The sequence below is a fragment of the Alkalihalobacterium chitinilyticum genome (genome assembly GCF_029028005.1).
GTDB classification, from domain to species: domain Bacteria; phylum Bacillota; class Bacilli; order Bacillales; family Bacillaceae_F; genus Alkalihalobacterium; species Alkalihalobacterium chitinilyticum.
This window is the reverse complement of sequence record NZ_JAOTPO010000002.1, coordinates 61033-79051: the sequence shown is the minus strand read 5'-3', so window position 1 is coordinate 79051 and position 18019 is coordinate 61033. Positions and strand designations below refer to the sequence as shown.

At 37.8% G+C, this 18019-nt stretch carries 19 protein-coding genes and 2 other annotated features; of the genes, 2 read left to right on the top strand and 17 right to left on the bottom strand.

The features are described from left to right. Positions 1–26 precede the first annotated feature (26 nt). Positions 27–782 carry a TrmH family RNA methyltransferase gene (locus N7Z68_RS03130; protein ID WP_373323095.1) on the bottom strand — a complete coding sequence of 252 codons (756 nt, stop codon included), beginning with the start codon at positions 780–782 and terminating at the stop codon, positions 27–29. 566 nt (positions 783–1348) lie between these two features. On the opposite strand from N7Z68_RS03130, the gene sspI reads away from it, so the two are divergent. Further along, positions 1349–1558: a small acid-soluble spore protein SspI gene (gene sspI / locus N7Z68_RS03125; RefSeq protein WP_275116996.1), complete on the top strand. Its 210-nt coding sequence runs from the start codon at positions 1349–1351 to the stop codon at positions 1556–1558. Here sspI and N7Z68_RS03120 read toward each other — a convergent pair. The 3 genes from N7Z68_RS03120 to N7Z68_RS03110 form a co-directional block, all read right to left on the bottom strand. Beyond that, complete coding sequence (locus N7Z68_RS03120) at positions 1536–1712, bottom strand: hypothetical protein (protein ID WP_275116995.1); 177 nt, start codon at positions 1710–1712, stop codon at positions 1536–1538. The two genes, sspI and N7Z68_RS03120, sit on opposite strands and share 23 nt — an antisense overlap. A gap of 208 nt (positions 1713–1920) precedes the next feature. Then, positions 1921–3006 carry a M42 family metallopeptidase gene (locus tag N7Z68_RS03115; protein WP_275116994.1) on the bottom strand — a complete coding sequence of 362 codons (1086 nt, stop codon included), beginning with the start codon at positions 3004–3006 and terminating at the stop codon, positions 1921–1923. An 81-nt stretch (positions 3007–3087) separates the two neighbouring features. Further along, positions 3088–3585 (bottom strand): dUTP diphosphatase, encoded by a 498-nt coding sequence (locus N7Z68_RS03110; RefSeq protein ID WP_275116993.1) that lies wholly within the window; start codon positions 3583–3585, stop codon positions 3088–3090. A gap of 171 nt (positions 3586–3756) precedes the next feature. Here N7Z68_RS03110 and N7Z68_RS03105 point away from each other — a divergent pair, with 171 nt between their 5' ends. Next, positions 3757–4146 (top strand): sigma-w pathway protein ysdB, encoded by a 390-nt coding sequence (locus N7Z68_RS03105; protein WP_275116992.1) that lies wholly within the window; start codon positions 3757–3759, stop codon positions 4144–4146. A gap of 24 nt (positions 4147–4170) precedes the next feature. On the opposite strand, the gene N7Z68_RS03100 is transcribed toward N7Z68_RS03105, so the two are convergent. The 13 genes from N7Z68_RS03100 to N7Z68_RS03040 all read right to left on the bottom strand — a co-directional run bounded on the left by N7Z68_RS03100 (position 4171) and on the right by N7Z68_RS03040 (position 17952). Then, positions 4171–4743 (bottom strand): TVP38/TMEM64 family protein, encoded by a 573-nt coding sequence (locus tag N7Z68_RS03100; RefSeq protein WP_275116991.1) that lies wholly within the window; start codon positions 4741–4743, stop codon positions 4171–4173. A gap of 79 nt (positions 4744–4822) precedes the next feature. After that, positions 4823–5083: a DUF1294 domain-containing protein gene (locus tag N7Z68_RS03095; RefSeq protein ID WP_275116990.1), complete on the bottom strand. Its 261-nt coding sequence runs from the start codon at positions 5081–5083 to the stop codon at positions 4823–4825. Between the two features lie 171 nt (positions 5084–5254). Beyond that, positions 5255–5614, bottom strand: coding sequence for a 50S ribosomal protein L20 (rplT, locus tag N7Z68_RS03090; RefSeq protein WP_275116989.1), 360 nt, complete (start codon positions 5612–5614; stop codon positions 5255–5257). Between the two features lie 35 nt (positions 5615–5649). Further along, positions 5650–5850 (bottom strand): 50S ribosomal protein L35, encoded by a 201-nt coding sequence (gene rpmI / locus N7Z68_RS03085; protein ID WP_034627113.1) that lies wholly within the window; start codon positions 5848–5850, stop codon positions 5650–5652. A 40-nt stretch (positions 5851–5890) separates the two neighbouring features. After that, on the bottom strand, positions 5891–6394 hold the full coding sequence (gene infC / locus N7Z68_RS03080) for a translation initiation factor IF-3 (protein WP_236034958.1): 504 nt from the start codon (positions 6392–6394) through the stop codon (positions 5891–5893). Between the two features lie 150 nt (positions 6395–6544). Next, positions 6545–6661: a sequence feature (ribosomal protein L20 leader region), on the bottom strand. 161 nt (positions 6662–6822) lie between these two features. Then, positions 6823–8967 (bottom strand): sensor domain-containing protein, encoded by a 2145-nt coding sequence (locus tag N7Z68_RS03075; RefSeq protein WP_275116988.1) that lies wholly within the window; start codon positions 8965–8967, stop codon positions 6823–6825. A gap of 366 nt (positions 8968–9333) precedes the next feature. After that, the gene (thrS, locus tag N7Z68_RS03070; RefSeq protein ID WP_275116987.1) at positions 9334–11274 is read right to left on the bottom strand and encodes a threonine--tRNA ligase; all 1941 of its coding nucleotides are present in this window, start codon (positions 11272–11274) and stop codon (positions 9334–9336) included. A gap of 53 nt (positions 11275–11327) precedes the next feature. Beyond that, positions 11328–11590 (bottom strand) — a binding site (T-box leader). A gap of 83 nt (positions 11591–11673) precedes the next feature. Further along, positions 11674–12540 (bottom strand): putative sporulation protein YtxC, encoded by an 867-nt coding sequence (gene ytxC, locus N7Z68_RS03065; RefSeq protein ID WP_275116986.1) that lies wholly within the window; start codon positions 12538–12540, stop codon positions 11674–11676. A 176-nt stretch (positions 12541–12716) separates the two neighbouring features. Then, positions 12717–12869, bottom strand: a complete 153-nt coding sequence (locus N7Z68_RS03060; protein ID WP_275116985.1) for a hypothetical protein — start codon at positions 12867–12869, stop codon at positions 12717–12719. Positions 12870–12926: 57 nt separating this feature from the next. Then, complete coding sequence (locus N7Z68_RS03055; protein ID WP_275116984.1) at positions 12927–13817, bottom strand: MBL fold metallo-hydrolase; 891 nt, start codon at positions 13815–13817, stop codon at positions 12927–12929. Positions 13818–14207: 390 nt separating this feature from the next. After that, the gene (mqnC, locus tag N7Z68_RS03050) at positions 14208–15314 is read right to left on the bottom strand and encodes a cyclic dehypoxanthinyl futalosine synthase (RefSeq protein ID WP_275116983.1); all 1107 of its coding nucleotides are present in this window, start codon (positions 15312–15314) and stop codon (positions 14208–14210) included. A gap of 253 nt (positions 15315–15567) precedes the next feature. Next, positions 15568–16503, bottom strand: coding sequence for a primosomal protein DnaI (dnaI, locus tag N7Z68_RS03045; protein ID WP_275116982.1), 936 nt, complete (start codon positions 16501–16503; stop codon positions 15568–15570). Continuing rightward, positions 16504–17952, bottom strand: a complete 1449-nt coding sequence (locus tag N7Z68_RS03040) for a replication initiation and membrane attachment family protein (protein ID WP_275116981.1) — start codon at positions 17950–17952, stop codon at positions 16504–16506. Positions 17953–18019 lie beyond the last annotated feature (67 nt).

Genomic DNA, 18019 nt, shown 5'->3' with positions numbered 1-18019 from the left:
AAAAATGACACACAGTGCAAGTCCATTTATTTATTTCGCAATCCATAAAGTAAAATGGCCGTAGCAATCGCCACATTTAACGACTCCGCCTTGCCATAGATTGGTACATATAAATTAGCATCCGTTTCTTTTAAAAGCTCTTTAGAAACCCCTTCACCTTCATTTCCAACCATTAAAGCAAATGAAGATGGTGACTCTATTTCATTGTAGTCTTGTCCATTTTCAAGAGCTGTTCCGTAAACAGGAATATCCAATGTCTTCAGTTTTTCAATCCACTCCAACAAATTACCTTTTACAATCGGCAAATGAAACAAGGAACCTTGAGTGGAACGAATGACTTTTCCATTATAAAGATCTACTGATCCATCTCCTAAAACAATTCCATCAACACCAGCAGCATCTGCCGTGCGGATGATCGTCCCAACGTTTCCTGGGTCTTGAACGGCGTCTATTAATAAGTATCGGCCTTGACTTGGAATAAGTTGATGTTCAAATTGCTGACAGATTGCAATGACTCCTTGTGGAGATTTCGTCTCACTTAACTCCATCATGACACGATCCGTAACGTATGTAATGGGCACTTGCCAATCCGACCAGTTTTTTGGAACATCGTACTCTTCAGAAATGATCAATTCTAAAGGATCAATACCAGATTTCCGAGCTTCTTCTATGAGATGCGTTCCTTCAATCAAAAATTGATGATCGGTATCGCGCCCTTTTTTTGTATGTAACTTTTTCCATTGTTTTACTTTCGGGTTTTTAGCTGATTCAATACGATTCATTACAAACTCCTCATCTTTATCAAAATACATTTGCTATATCATTCAAAAAGGAGGACAAAAAGAACCAAGAAGTTCGAGGCGGTGCAACTTCGAGGAGCACAGCGTATGCTTATAATACGTGAGCACAAGCTCGTATCTTCGTGAGCATAATCACCGCACGCCGGAAAAGTGACCTTCTTTTCCAAGGACCGCAGAAGCAACCCAACGAGCTTCCACAGGATGTGGTGACTTCGACGTTCCCACAGGACGTGGGGCCCTTAGTCGAAGATCAACTTTCTCAGTTATTTTTCCCGGACTTTTTGAACTTCCTCTCAATCATGTTCAAAAAGGAGGACAAAAAGAACCGAGAAGTTCGAGGCGGTGTAGCTTCGAGGAGCACAGCGTATGCTTATAATACGTGAGCACCGCAGAAGCAAACCAACGAAGAAATTCGACAGTTATTTTTCCCGGACTTTTTGAACTACCTCTCTTTTTTATAATTATACCCTCCAAATTATACATAATCCCTAAAAAATTTCACAAACTAGGAAAGATTTAATATCTACTTAGTGAAGGAGTGCTTAGCGATGAGCTTTAATTTAAGAGGTGCTATTTTAGCAAATGTTCAAGGTAGCAGTGAAGACCAAGTCGAGGCAACAATTACAGACGCAATGGCTAGCGGCGAGGAAAAAATGTTACCTGGTTTAGGTGTGTTATTTGAAGTTTATTGGAGAAATGCAGATGAAAATCAAAAGCAGCAAATGGTTACACAAATTACAAACGGTTTACAAAGATAATCCGGCGATCTTCGCCGGATTTTTTTCTTTCTTTAATGTGAAGCAAAAGCGCCCAGCGAGACGTCGCTGGGCGCTTCCACTTTTCTTGTCTAGCTGCAGGTGTCATCGGCTCGTGGTCGCTTCGGTCTATCAAATGTGTCCAAAGGCAGGACACATATTGTTAGTCCTCCAGCGCTTGTCGCCGATTAGCAGACACCTTTCGCTTTTCTTGTCTAGCTGCAGCGTCCAGCGTCTAGTGGACTTCGCTCCCCTCCTTACGATAAGTCAACATCTGCTCGTTAGCACTCGCCGTGTATCCTTTATCTCATACGGGGCGCTCCAGTCCATACGCCGCTTAACGGACGCTTCCACTTTTCTTCTGATCAATCAAATGTAATTTGTTTTACTGTATCTGTATCTAACTTTTTGATGACTTCCACAATTAGCTTGACAGCATTTTCAAAATCATCACGATGCAAGATGGCTGCGTGTGTGTGGATATAACGAGTTGCAATCGTAATTGACAGTGACGGCACCCCGTTAGCTGTTAAGTGGATGGCACCAGAGTCTGTTCCTCCACCTGCCACATAATCAAATTGGTAAGGGATGTTGTTTTCTTCAGCTGTTGAAGTCACAAAGTCTCTTAGCCCTTTATGAGATACCATTGATGCATCATACATAATGATTTGCGGGCCTTCACCCATCTTAGCCAATGCATCTTTTTCGCTTACTCCTGGTGTGTCACCAGCGATACCCACATCGACACCGAAGCCGATATCTGGTTGGATAAGGTGAGCTGACGTTCTAGCTCCACGTAGACCTACTTCTTCTTGAACAGTTCCTACACCGTATACAGTGTTAGGGTGATCTACATCTTTTAATTGTCTAAGTACTTCAATCGCAATCGCACAACCGATACGGTTATCCCAAGCTTTCGCCATTAAGTACTTTTCATTTTTCATTACGGTAAAGTCGCAAACTGGAACGACTGCATCTCCAGGGCGAACTCCAAACTCCATTGCTTCTTCTTTACTTGACGCACCAATGTCAATGAACATATCTTTTTTATCAACAGGCTTTTTACGTACTTCAGGAGAAAGAATATGCGGCGGCTTCGAACCGATAACACCTGGGACATTACCATTTTTCGTCATAATCGTCACACGTTGTGCTAGCATAACTTGCTCCCACCAACCGCCGACTGTTTGGAAACGCAGATAGCCTTTATCGTCAATGCTCGTTATCATGAAACCGATTTCATCGAGATGTCCGGCTACCATAATTTTTGGTCCTTCTTGAGAACCCGTTTTCTTAGCGATTAAGCTTCCTAAGTTATCAGTATAAACTTCAGTCGCATAAGGCTCAATAAAGCGTTTCATCACGTCACGCGGCTCTTTTTCATTACCAGGAATTCCGTTAGCATCTGTTAATTCTTTTAACATTTGTAAAGTTGGATCTAAGTTTGCCATATGTAAATGTCCTCCCTTATATGTATTCTACTCTAGTATAAACGAGTGTGTTTCGATACTCAAACAATCACCTTTTAATGTTTAATACCCTTCATCCTGACGACGATGATTCACTTCATTCTTATCATAATAAGCTTGCTCCATTTCGTCAGTCGAAAACCCTAATTTTTCACCAAGAATTAAATAGTCATCAAATAGTTCCTTGTAACTCTCAAAGGTTTGCTGCTCATGCAGTTTCGTAATTATATCGTATACTCGCTGGAAAGCTTGAACTAATGTTATCGTCTTTTCTTCACGTTGCGTATGTACTTGAATATCTTCAAATTCCAAGACAATTCCTAACGAGAGGATAAAATGTAGACCATCTACATATTCTTCTAATATGATATGACGTTCAGCAGGCGGTTTATTGCTCCAATATTTAAAACACCTTGTCTCATTGGCCAGTTCTCCTAGCTCGACTTCAAGAGCTAAAATTTGTTCAGCCAACAAATTCCGTTCTTCCAGTTTATGCTCTTTTATGATCCGTTCATTTAACTGTCGCTGCATATCAAATAATTTTTTCAAGTTCACAATCATTTCTCTCCTTCTAAATACTTTCATTCTTTTACTTTGTAGTATAAGATAAAATAAAATTGATACAAAAATAAATCACTAATATTATAGCAAATGTGCAACCTTTTTTCGTTTGAATCGTATATAAGAGAAAGAATGAAGAATGTTTTAGGCCAAGAATAGGAGGAGTTATCAATGGTCATATTATTTCGTTTACTAATCATTATTGCGTTTATTGTGATTATATATAGTGCAATTAAATACATTACAAACCCTAAACGAAAATTTGAACTTGCTCATGAAAAGAAGCAATTTCACTTTCATGACGAAAAGCAAAATGTACGGAAGAATTTCTTTGTCACCTATAAAGGGGTTTTATTTGAAGGGGAAAAATATTTAGGCACGACGGATAAAGCATTTGAAGTCATTTCGGCTCAAGTATGGGTGAAAAATCCTGAATTACTTCAAGGGTTAGACCGAGAGGATTTTGAAGTGATTGAAAAGGAAATACTTATTCATTACCCAAATGCAGAAATTGAATGGAAAAGCCCGGTTAAGGAATTCCTAAAGAAAAAGGGAGAATAGTTGCTCTAAGCACTGTTCTCCCTTTTATGATTTTGTTGCAAAAAAATCATTCCACTTGTACGTTACTTCTCTTCTACCGAGAATTGTAAAAACTACGAATAAGGCACCAACTAACGTTAAACTGATTGCGAGCGGCATTTCATGAATCATATGTCCAAAAGCAGTGAAAACAAATGCTGGCGGGATACATGCATAAAAGGAGTATTTCGTATACTCCTTCACGTTTTTAGACATCTCTAACAAATATAAAGAAATTAAATGAAAATGAATAAAGGGCATTAAACGAACAATAAACATTTGCATTAAACTCATTCTATGGTACGACCCAAAATATTTCTTTTTTAAATAGAAAAGCTTTGTCGTGACTTTAGGAAACCTTTTGGCAATCACATAAAATGCTAGACTAGTAAACGTTAAACCGACTAAGGAATAGATCGTTCCATAAAATACACCAAACAAATAGCCGCCTAATAAGCAAACGAGAATAACAGGTATAAAGAAAACTTGCCTTAGAACGTGCAGTAAAATAAAGAATAGAGGGGCTAACCATCCACTTTCCTCAATGACAAACTGAATGGAATCTAATGACTGTTCCACTACATTCCCCCTTTCATTGACACCCACCTTATTTTATTCTATGAAAACATTGTTCGAGGTAGGATTCAATTTTTTATACTTAATAGTAAAGAAAGAATAATAAGATGACTTGGCCAACGATGATCACAGGTATACCCAAATTAAACTTAGGCTTTTTCGTCTTGTGCCGAAATTGCTTCATTCCAAAATAAATACCAACAGACCCGCCGATGAAGGCAAATAGTAAAAGTGTCCGTTCAGAAATTCGCTGATCCCCATTCACCGCTCGACGTTTGTCCAAACCCATTAACAAAAAACTAACGATACTTACACCAATAAAATATGAAACAATATATATCATTGTTCTCACCTTTGATCAAAATGTGTGAATAAGGAGTGCTTTAATCCGCTTTACGGAAAGAACCGAAAAGAAACAAAAAAGGGACTAGTAAATATACCAGTACCCTTATTGTTTATTTTATATGATCCGTTCACTGAATAGCAAGTCATAACGACCACTAAGCAGTTTAACTTATGCGTTTAAGCTTGCTTTTGCTTTTGCAGCTAATTCTGCAAATGCTTGCTCATCGTTTACCGCTAAGTCAGCTAGCATCTTACGGTTAACGTTGATTTCAGCAACTTTTAAACCGTGCATTAAACGGCTGTATGATAATCCGTTAATACGAGCAGCCGCGTTAATACGAGTGATCCATAATTTACGGAAATCACGCTTCTTTTGACGACGGTCACGGTAAGCGTATAAGAATGATTTCATTACTTGTACTTGTGCTGATTTAAATAAACGGTGTTTGGAACCGTGGTAACCTTTTGCTAACTTTAATACCTTTTTACGACGACGACGAGCTACATATCCGCCTTTTACTCTTGGCATAGTAGTTCCCTCCTTGTTTCTTTAGCTTTTGCCAGTTATTTTTTGTATGTTAACATTTCTCTAATACGTTTGAAGTCACCAGAATGAACCATTCCTGCTTTACGAAGCTTACGCTTTTGTTTTTGTGACTTGTTACCGAATAAGTGGCTTGTAAATGCGTGCGAACGCTTTAACTTACCAGAACCAGTTTTCTTAAAACGCTTAGCAGCGCCTCTATGAGTTTTCATTTTAGGCATTTGTTTATTCCTCCCTTAATCGTTCTTCGTTGACGTACTATTACTTATCACTTTTAGGAGCAAGTACTAAGAACATGCTTCGGCCTTCCATTTTAGGCTTTGCCTCAACAATCGCAATGTCCTCACACTCTGTCGCTAATCGCTCTAATACTTTACGGCCAATCTCAGAGTGAGTAATTGCACGACCACGGAAACGGATAGCAGCTTTAACTTTGTCACCTTTTTCAAGGAACTTTCTCGCATTACGAAGTTTTGTATTAAAGTCATGATCTTCAATCGTCGGACTGAGACGTACTTCTTTAATATTAATAACTTTTTGATTTTTACGAGCTTCTTTGTCTTTCTTTTGCTGCTCATACTTAAACTTACCAAAATCCATGATACGGCACACTGGTGGTTTTGCATTAGCAGCAACCATAACCAAATCAAGGTTTGCCTTTTGTGCCATTTCTAAAGCTTCTTGTTTCGACTTAACTCCAATTTGATCGCCATTTGGACCGATGAGACGTACTTCACGGGCGCGAATGGCCTCATTGATCAACATGTCCTTACTAATAATGAGCCACCTCCAAGTGAGTTTAACACGGACAAAGCATTCATGCGCTAGTTCTCAAAAGACTTCATTTAAAAAGGTATGTGTCTATGTTGGTATACCAATTTTACATTGAAGTCTTGCTGATATTCAGCGTTCTTTTCAATAAAAAAAGTGCGAACGCATACTACGCCCACACTGATCCTTTAAAAACTAATCAAAACCTGTTAACAGCTCTTGCGTCAATCAGGTGAGAAGCGGGCGCTCCTGCTTGTAAATGTCCTTAATTAAATTACTTAATTAATTTATCACAGCTAAGACACGATGTCAAACATTTAGTCTAAAAAACTTAGCTATCTCTGTTTTTCCAGTTCATTTGTAGCTATGCGCCAATTTTATAACGGTTATATAGCTAAAAACAACAACCTTTTATTAAAAGCTTAATTAATAAATTTCATGAATTGATCTGCTGGTAATGGTTTACTGTAATAATACCCTTGCATGACATCACAGTGTTCACTTTTTAAAAACGTCAGTGCCTCTTCTGTTTCTACTCCTTCAGCAACCACTTCGAGCTTTAAATTTTTTGCTAAATTAATTATCGTAGTCACAATCGCTCGGTCCTCGCCGTTATTCATAATATCTCTAACAAACGATTGATCTATTTTTAAAGTCGTAATCGGAAAAGATTTTAAGTACCCTAATGATGAATACCCTGTACCAAAATCATCAATTGAGATGCCAATATTATGGTCTCTTAATTTTTTTAAGGTAAGAGCCGTATCCTTTGTATTTTCCATCAAGCTGCTTTCATTAATTTCTAGTTCTATTTTATTTCCATCTACATTTGCGTTATATAATATCTTTAGAACATTCTCAGAGAAGTCACGTCGTTTAAAGTGGCTTGTCGCTATATTAACCGACATTTTGATATTATCAATTCCTGCAGCTTTCCACTCATTTAAGTAGTCGCAAGCCTTTCTTAACACCCAATCACCAATCGGTATAATAAGGCCTGTTTCCTCTGCAACCGGGATAAACTCGGCTGGTGAAACTAACCCTTTTGTCGGATGGATCCAACGAATCAATGCCTCGACACCAATCATTTGATTGGATTCTAAGTTTAATTGCGGTTGAAAAAATAACACAAATTCTTCCCGCTCTAACGCTTTACGAATATCGCTTTCAATTTCAATTTTTCTTATAAGTTCTTCATTCATTTTCGGTGTATAAATTCTACATGAGTTACGTCCCTCATCTTTAGCTTTCAATAGTGCTAAGTCTGCTTGCTTAAGTAACTCCTCTTCATCATCTGTTTGCTTATTCGATAATCCGATACCTGCACTTAACGTTAAATAAAAATCTACGTTTTTATAAGCGAAAGGTTGTTCTATGGTTTGATATAAGCGCGAAATCATCTTGCTTACATCTTCCTCATCGAAACTTTTAATTAGAAAAACAAATTCGTCCCCACCAAGATGATACAGTTTTACTTCTTCTACTAAGTCCAATAAGTACAGGTCGGAAAACCTTTTTCCAACCTCAACGATAACTGCATCGCCAACCACATGGCCAGCTGTATCATTAATCTGTTTAAATCGGTCAAGGTCGACCAATACTACACCGAGGTTAACCTGTTTTCCTTTTCTCGCTTTCTCTAATTCACTTTTTAAGTCTTCAATTAGTTTCATACGATTCGGAAGGTCAGTAATATGATTATGGTAGGCCATATGCTTTATTTTTAACTCCGACTGCTTCAGCTCTGTCAATTCACTGACAGACCCAACAATAGCCGTAACCGCTCCATCTTTATGGATCGGCGATAACGTGACATGATAGTACCTGTTATTAACATCGAATTCGAACGAAGTATTTTCGCCTGTTTTAAAAGTTGTGACGAAGTATCCTTCTGCTAAATTACGTATTTTAGTTGAGAAAGCTTCATTAATGGATTTGTTAAGAATGTCTTTATTTTGTAAACCCAATACATTTACTAATTGACCATCAAATAGTGTAATAACAAATTCTCCGCTTATCTTTTCAACTTTAAAAACTAAATTATGAAGGTTTTTTACTACATGCTTAAAGTCATTTTTCAGTCGTTCTCGCAGTTGCTGTTCATACTTCTTTCCCTCAGTAATATCTGTTCTTGCTGAAATAAATTTATAAGGTTTTCCTTGTTCGTCTAAAAAAGGATAGATTGCAGTCTTCACCCAATAAAAAGTTCCATCTTTCCTACGGTTTTTAATTTCCCCTTCCCATACTGAACCACTGTTTATCGTTTCCCATAAATCCTTGTAAAACTCTTTGCTATGATAGCCGGATTTTAGGACATTATGGTTTTTTCCAATTAGTTCAGACCGAGAATATTGCGAAATTTTACAAAATGTATCGTTAACATCAATAATGATCCCGTTTCCATCTGTGACCGCTAATATAGAAGAATCATTTAAGACCTTCGCATAATCTTCCAACTGCTGCAGGCTTATCTGTGTTTCAATGTTAAGCTCTAATTTCTCTATGTTTTGTTTTACTTTTTCAAAAATTGTGAGTAAACCTTGTTCATACCCGATATTATTACTCACAGATCCTCCCCCTCAAAGCCACATAGGACATTTGGCTTTCACCTAATTCTAAATACCTATAAACAATAAATTGTTAAAATAGGCGAAAGCAGCATTTCCCTTAAGGCTATCATCATTAAACCCCAAGTTACTATTCTATTGTAATCGACTTTTCTTGATAAAAACAGCGTTTTTTTGTCATTAATCATCTTAATGAATTAAAATTGTTATTAGTTGTCCACATTTAACATCGCGTACTATAGTACTATTTTTGTTTTTTTACATAAAGACCCTTTTCCCTTTTCTTTAAAGGATTAAACCTAAATAACTAAAATAACTAAAATAACTAAAAAGGCTGACTCCATTAGAGCCAGCCTTCTCTATAACTTATTTGCCACGTTGTTCAACAATTTGTCTTAGTTCACTTACAAAGTCAACTAGTGGAACGGAAGTAGACTTCTGTTCCCCATATTTACGCACATTGACCGCTTCATTCTCAATTTCTTGATCACCTAAAACGAGCATGTAAGGGATTTTTTGAATTTGAGCTTCACGGATTTTATATCCGATTTTTTCATCACGCTCATCGATTTCTACACGAATACCTTCTGCCTGTAAGGCTTCAGTTACACGCTTTGCATAATCTAAGTGAACGTCTGGAGAGACTGGGATCACTTGAACTTGAACTGGAGCAAGCCAAGTTGGAAACGCTCCTTTATACTCTTCAATTAAGAAGGCAACAAAACGTTCCATCGTTGAAACGACACCACGGTGAATAACAACAGGACGATGAGGTTTACCATCTTCACCGACATATGTTAAATCAAAACGCTCCGGTAGCAAGAAATCCAGTTGAACCGTAGATAACGTTTCATCTTTTCCTAATGCTGTTCTCACTTGAACGTCTAATTTCGGTCCGTAAAACGCAGCTTCTCCCTCAGCCTCGAAGTACTCTACATCGAGTTCATTCATCGCATCTTTTAACATACCTTGAGCTTTGTTCCACATTTCATCATCGTCAAAGTATTTTTCTTTATCTTCAGGGTCTCTGTACGATAATCGGAAAGAATAATTATTCAAACCGAAATCTTTATAAACCTCTTGGATTAGACGAACGACGCGAATGAATTCGTCTTTAATTTGATCTGGCCGACAGAAAATATGTGCATCGTTTAACGTCATTCCACGGACTCGTTGCAGCCCTGTAACCGCACCGCTCATCTCATAACGATGCATCGTTCCAAGTTCAGCAATTCGAATAGGCAATTTGCGGTAACTGTGAATGTCATGCTTATACACCATCATGTGGTGAGGACAGTTCATTGGACGAAGCACAAGTTCCTCATTATCCATTTCCATCACAGGAAACATACTGTCGCGATAATGATCCCAGTGACCAGAAGTTTTATATAGTTCTGAACTGCCGAGAACTGGTGTATAAACATGGTCATAGCCTAAGCGAACTTCTTTGTCGACGATATATCTTTCAATCAGACGGCGAATTGTCGCTCCTTTCGGAAGCCATAACGGCAAACCTTGTCCTACTTTTTGTGAGTTTGTAAATAAGCTTAGCTCCTTACCTAATTTACGATGATCACGTTCTTTTGCTTCTTCTAGTAAGCGTAAGTGTTCGTCTAGATCTGCTTTTTTGAAGAATGCGGTACCGTAAATACGTTGAAGCATTTTGTTTTTACTATCGCCGCGCCAGTAAGCACCTGCAATACTTAACAATTTAAACTCTTTTATTTTCCCAGTCGATGGAACGTGAACCCCGCGACAAAGGTCAAAGAATTCACCTTGCTCATAAATCGTTACTTTTTCTTCCGCAGGAATCACTTCGATCAGTTCAAGTTTCAGTTGATCGTCAATTTCTTTATAACGAGCCACTGCTTCATCTCGGCTCACTTCTACACGATTAATGTCTAGGTTCTCATTGACGATTTTCTTCATTTCTTTCTCGATTTTTGGTAAATCTTCAGCCGTAATCGGTGTGTCGCTGTCAATATCATAGTAAAACCCGTTTTCAATAACCGGCCCTACACCGAGCTTCACGTTACCGAAGAGCCTCTTCACAGCTTGGGCTAATAAGTGAGCCGTACTATGGCGCATGACTTCTAATGCGTCGACCGAATCTTGAGTCACGATTTCTATTTTTCCATCTGTATGAAGAGCTGTACGTAAATCGATTAACTCACCATTAAATTTACCTGCAATTGATTTTTTCTTTAATCCTGGACTAATGGAAGCTGCAATATCTTCTGTCGATGTTCCCGCAGGAAACTCCTTTACAGCGCCATCAGGAAATGTAATTTGCAATACGTCAGACATCTTACTCACTCCTATTTTTTCTTTTTGAAAACATAAAAAAACACCCATCCCAAAAAAGGGACGAGTGTTAGTCTCGTGGTTCCACCCTTGTTTCCATAATTGCAAAATCAAATCCCTAAACACTTATGACCTTACATAAGCGTGCAATTATAGCTCAATTCTACAGAATAACGGCCTGGAGCCGTTAGCAGATACTGCAATTTCCCTGCTAATGTTCAAAGGTGGTAAGTCGACATTCCGTGTTAGGTAGTTCTCAGCAATCCTACCTTCTCTGGAAACCGTAAACGAAGACTCATGTCCTTATCATTACATCACACATCATTTAATTTGATATGTAAGTAATTATATGAATTGCTTAGGAGAAAATCAAGTTTTCATTTAAAAAACACGCTGAATTTTTTACGTTACACGATGAAATACACCTAAAGGATATATGACGGCTCTTTCTTGAAAGATCGTTTGCAATGTATAAATAATTCCTTGGTCTACGTCATCGGTGTAAATATGGAGTGTTTCTGGGTTAATACTAACGAGTGGTGATACAACCATCTCGTCGATGTCTAAGTCTCCTTCAAAAACTAAGGCCTCTTCCAGGAAAAGCTCTTTCTCTTCTCTGCTAATCTCTTTAAATGCACCATCGTAAAAAGAAAATTCACCATCATGTACAAGATGAAGCTCTTTCATTTTCTTTGGAGCCGTCTTTAGGTAGTATCGAAGGCTTTCCACAATGTTTTGATACTCTTGTTCTAGTAAGTACTCATCTATGGCAATTTCAACACAGTCAATTAAAATTTCACCATAATCTTTCAAACGAAATGTTAAAAATGGTTCGTAGTAAAATGTAGTATGTTTGTCAATTCCCTTTGCAAAGGCTTCATATAAATAATTTTCGCGCTCATAAAAACAATGAATAGCTGGTATATCTTCTCGATCGCCGTTTATGATTTCACAAGCTAAGCTTAGTATTTGTTCTTGCTCTTCGGGATCATTAAAATAAAACATGTGTTCAATAATTTCTAGCAACCAATCTTCTTCTTTCGTTTCAATTACATGCTGAGAAAGAACAGATGCTAATAAAGGATGAAACGAATCATAGAAGTTGATTTCATCGTCTTCATATTGGATGTATATCGTCGTATCTTCTTCACCCTCTTCTATGTCTAACGTTACTTGTAAACCTAACTGAGTATATTTAGACATATACCGGGTAAGTTGATTATATACTTGCTGGCAATCTTGCTGAGATTCGAATTGAATAGCAATCAATGGTAAATCCCCCTTAACCGATGAATTAACAATTTATTGTACCGTCGCCCGGTTGTAAGCCTTCGTGCATGACAAATCATTCTAATTCATTCCTATGACAAGCTGTAAAAAAAAGAACTAAAAAATACGCTTATTTGTTATAAAAACAAATAAGCGTACGATATATGCTGAGTTCTTTATCTGTCATAACTGCTGACAATCATTTGTGCTAAAGATTTATAAAACTCTTTGGATTCATCATCATATAAATCGTCGTCATGTTCAGTAAGTTCAATTAAACAATGGTCACATTCAAAGGTTGCATACGTTCGATGCCCATCCATCTCCAATGGAACATTCTCCCCCTTTCAACTTATTATTAATATAATTCTCTTATTAGTCTATTTTTATTTTGTCACTGCATATGCCTTGGGCATTTCAGATACAGTAAGGTTAAGACGCCGTAGATGTTTTCGGATTCCACAACGTTCCCACGTTTTAAAAATAGGTACTTTTAGTACTTCTTTCGGGTAAAATATCCCAATGTTTGTTAATTCTTCAAAGCTTAATCCTTGCCGAGCATAATAATCGATCATTTCATCGCGCTTATCGATTACTTCTAAAAATCGCTGCATTTCACTTTGGAATTCTTGTTTAGTAAATAAGCCTTTTTGGTGCCCTGTTATAAAGGTATCTGCATCAAGAGTCAGCAGGCGTTTCCCAGACTCAATAAAGTCCTCGATACTTCCATCCGTACCGTTATACCACGGACCAAATGTCGTCATGTCATAATCGCCAACATAGACTACACCCAACTCAGGGAAGTAAGGCGAAGATAAACCAGCTGTGTGTCCTGGTGTGTGTAAGAGGACCGTTTTCACTCCCCCAAAGCAATATTCGACTTCATACTGATACGTCCCCGAAATTTGCTGTAAATTGTTTACCCACTCCTGAGGCAGCTGTTTTTTCCACTGCTCAATTCCAGCTTCTCCCCATTCTTCATAAATCCCATTAGCTTTGGCAATCCCTTCAATAGATCTTGCTGTCTCAAACTCAAGTGGATTGATCCACTTTTGGGCTTTTGGGAAAAGATGATTATATTGAGTATGATCTGGATGATAATGAGTATTTACTATTAATTCAATACCAAACTGGTCGTTAACCTCTAAAAGAGTTTGAGGATCTGCTCCACAATCGATTAACACTTTTTCAGGACAATCAATAAATATATTTCTAGAATAAGGTACTTTGCTGTTATTTTTACCTTCTATGATCATCAGTGGCCCCATACGCTTCATTTCTTTCACCTCTTAAAGTGTTATTAGTTCTAGTACAAAAAAGCATTATTTGAAGGCTGTTCTCATAAACTTTGAGAAAACGTGTCATTCCGAGTGAATGTTCATTCATTATATCACATTATTTTGAAATTTTTAACTAATCTGCAATCATTATAGGGAAAGTGCAAGTGCAAGCACCCGTTCAGCAACGTACAGACTGAACTAAACCGTAAAGATAAAGGAAACACGGTAAACGGAAGTGAATTGTTGTTGACTTTTCGTACGAAGGTGAGCGAAGTGTCGCTAGGCGCTGGAACTTGACCACTTCAAAAAAATTGTACACTTATCTGCATAAAAAAAAAAAAAAAGGAGCTGGCCTCTTAAGGCCACCCCCTCTAACATTGTTCTCAATTAGTTTTGCATAACAAAATCTTTTTCTGTTTTTTCATCGTTATCAAATACGCGCAAAATATTATATTTAGTATTACGTTGCGCTGGGATTTTCCCCGCTTCGCGTATTAATTGCAAAATTTGATTTGTATTTACTTTATGAGTTGTCCCTGCAGCAGATACAACATTTTCTTCCATCATCGTACTGCCGAAGTCGTTACAACCGTATGATAACGACTGTTTTCCTACTTCCGGCCCCATCGTTACCCATGACGATTGGAAGTTCGCAATATTATCTAAGAAGATACGAGAGATTGCGACATTTTTTAAATATCCGCGCGGTGAAATTTTTTCACCTTTTAAATTAGTGTTATCGGGTTGGAATGTCCAGGAAATAAACGCAAGGAAACAATCCGTTTCATCTTGTGCATCACGGACCCGTTGAAGGTGAAGTGCACGTTCTTCAATCGTTTCTCCTAAACCAATAACCATTGTCGCGGTGCCATGCATGCCCACTTTCTTAACAGTTTTCATACATTCGATCCACTCTTGCCACGTATCTTTAATTCTGCTTACACGTCTGCGAGTCTCCTCAGTTAAAATCTCAGCACCGCCACCCGGCACAGAATCTAACCCAGCTTCTTTTAATTGAATAAGTACTTCTTCTAAAGAAAGGCCGGAGACTTCAGCCATTTTGTAAATTTCAGCAGGTGAAAAAGAGTGCATCGTAATATCAAAACGTTCTTTTATCTTTTTTAATAAATCCGTGTAATATGAAAAAGGCAGATCGGGATTCGTTCCACCTTGCATTAAAATTTCCGTTCCACCGACATCAACAGTTTCTTGAATTTTCTTTAATACTTCCTCATCTTCAAGAACATAGCCTTCTGCATGCCCAGGTGGTCTGTAAAATGCACAAAAACGACAATACGTATCACAGAAATTTGTATAATTCACATTCCTACCGATAACAAAAGTCGTCACTGGTTCTGGGTGCCATTTTTTCATAATGGTATTTGCTGCTTCACCCATCTTCTCTACTTCATCACTTTTATAAAGCTCTATGCAGTCTTCTAATGAAAGTCGTTCCCCGTTCACTGCACGCTCTAGAATGTGGTCAATGCTCATTTGATTCATAACCCCCAACTTTATCAACTAGTATTATACTATCATAGATTATTAAAAAATGCCCATTCTAAAGAAAAGCGGAAGCGCCCGTTTTGCGACGTACGGACTGGAGCACACCGTATGAGATAAAGGAAACACGGTGATCGTTAGTGAGCCGATGTTGACTTATCGCAAGGAGGTGGGCGAAGTCTCGCTAGTCGCTGGGCGCTGGAGCTAGACACCTTCGAATTTATACTTTATTTCTCAAAAAAGACTAATTCTGTTCTCTTCGATTGGAACCATCAACATAAACCGGTCTAGTATAATGACGAATCCTTTCCATAATCCGTTTCGCTTTTAACTGTTCAAATCCGCCACGTTCTGAGTAAGACAGGTGTTCTTCCAGTTCTTCATAGTCAAAATTCGATGTAAATAAAGTTGGGAGCTTTTCAAGCATTCGATATTGAAGGATAACGCCTAAAACATCATCACGTATCCAGCTGGACAGACTTTCCGCACCGATATCATCTAAAATAAGCACCCCGGCATTTTTTACGCGTTCTAGCTTTTGATTTAATGTGCCGTCACCAATCGATTGCTTCATTTCCCTAAAGAAGTCCGGAGTATAAACGAGCATCGTTTCAATTCCGCGGTCTGCTAAGGCGTTTGCCACAGCACCCATAATATACGTTTTACCGACACCAAATTTTCCATATAAGTAAAGGCCCATTGAATGGTTCCCTGGGTCAGCTTCCATAACAAATTCTAATGCTGCTGCAGTCGCAGCCATTCGCAACTCTTCTCTTTGATCAATGTTTTCAAACCTTGCTTCAAGAATATCTTTAGGTATATATAAACTTTTAATAAGAGATTGTTGTTGTTTTTGTCGATCTATTTTAAGTTTAGTTTCACAAATCTCAAAGCGAATATCCACATAATTTCTTTCTATCACTAGGCGAGGTTTGTATCCTTGCATTAAGTTAGAACATTTTTCGAGTCCCGGACAGTTATTACACGAATTCAGCTCTTTTCTATATTGATCTAACTTCGGCAAACTCTTTTCAAGCATTTCAAGAGAAACTTGAGGGTTCTTGCCAATAAACTCATTAATAATTGGATCTGTAAAAATCTCGTGCTTCATCTTTTCGTATTGCTTTAAAAATTTTTCCCCGCTCATCATTTTTTGAAGGGAGGATTGAATGGATTCCATCTAATCTTCCTCCTTTAGCGATCTATTTTGCTTTAATTGCTCCATCATTTTATTAAACCTTTCTTTTTCCTGAGCAACTTTAGGGTCTTGACTATTATGGTCTGAAGTCGCCGCCGCAGACTTTTCTTCTTGTTCTTTTAAGAGCCATTTCGGTAATTTCTCTTTTCGTACAGACGATTTTTTCGGTCGGCCTTTAGCAACTGGGGCTTCATTTTTACTTTGTTGGTACGCTGTATTTTTTTGATACTCAAGTCTGGCTAATTCCATTGCCTCTTTTACGGTTTTAATATTCTTTCTGGACCAGTGACCAGCAATTTTATCAATTAAAGCTTTGGTCAGCTTCATATCATTTCGAATTAAAATAGAATCAATCAGTACGTTTACAACACCAGGCATTAACTGATAATCAAGAAGTAAACTCTCAATAATTTTTACATCAGCTAAAGGAACTTTGGCACCATCTGACCGGCTCTCAAGTAAATCTAACGGCGATGTGGTTTCATACAGTGATATCATTTTTTCCTCTTCAGTTTGTGGAACTTTGCCACTCATTTCACGGTGTTCTAATGGATGAGTCTTTAAACCAAGGGTAGGAGGCTCATTTCCATACTCTATTTTATACCATTCTTGCGCTCGTTTCCTTAATTCCTCTACATTCAATTCATCATCATGAAGAAGAGCTTGCTGAATTAATCGGCTCATCTCTAATGGTTCAATGCGATAAACAAAAGCGAGACGAATAATAACTTTTTTAATTTCTACTGTCAGTAACTTTTTTGCATTACTAAACGTAGCTAGATCAGATTCTAACAATTGAAAGTCGAATGAACGGTCCGCAAACAACAGGTCTTGTTCTTGCCCTCTTTGAACGACTTCTTTGTTTGGGTCTATTTCTAATGCCTCTATCAACTCTGTTTGGTGATGAGTAGCAATTTCTGAATGTGATAAAGAAGTGAAAACTTCATCAAACGCATACGTTACTTCCTCGTACCCTTCTTCATCTAATTTGTCGATTAAAAACCGCTCTCTAATTTGTCGATATTTCGTCTTCCCTAATCGATTATATAGATAAACACTTAAAACGTCATTTGTAAAAAATGCCTGTGGTGACATCGGCGGCTGAAGTTCATATAGATAAGTGGAGTAATCATCCTTTTTTTTCTTGTACGTTTTTAGTAATCCGATCGCTTCTAACTTTTTTCTTTCTTGAAAAAGTTGTGGTAACGGCAGATCCATACTAATCATTAACTGACGATGTGTAGTCTCTTCACTCCAGTAAATATCATCTTCAAGCTCACTCCACAAGGTCATGTACAAGCTGTAAGCTACTGCACCAATTAGAGGTTGATATAATAATATAAGTACTCTTTGATCTTGCACCGTTAATTGGTCTTTCGCTCGAATCATCAAACGGTCAACTGGCAAAAGCTCTTTCCAATGCCATTCCATCAATACCACCTAACCTTACTTCAATCTAATCTATAAAAGTGAAAAAGAGCTCTCAGCAGACTGCTTA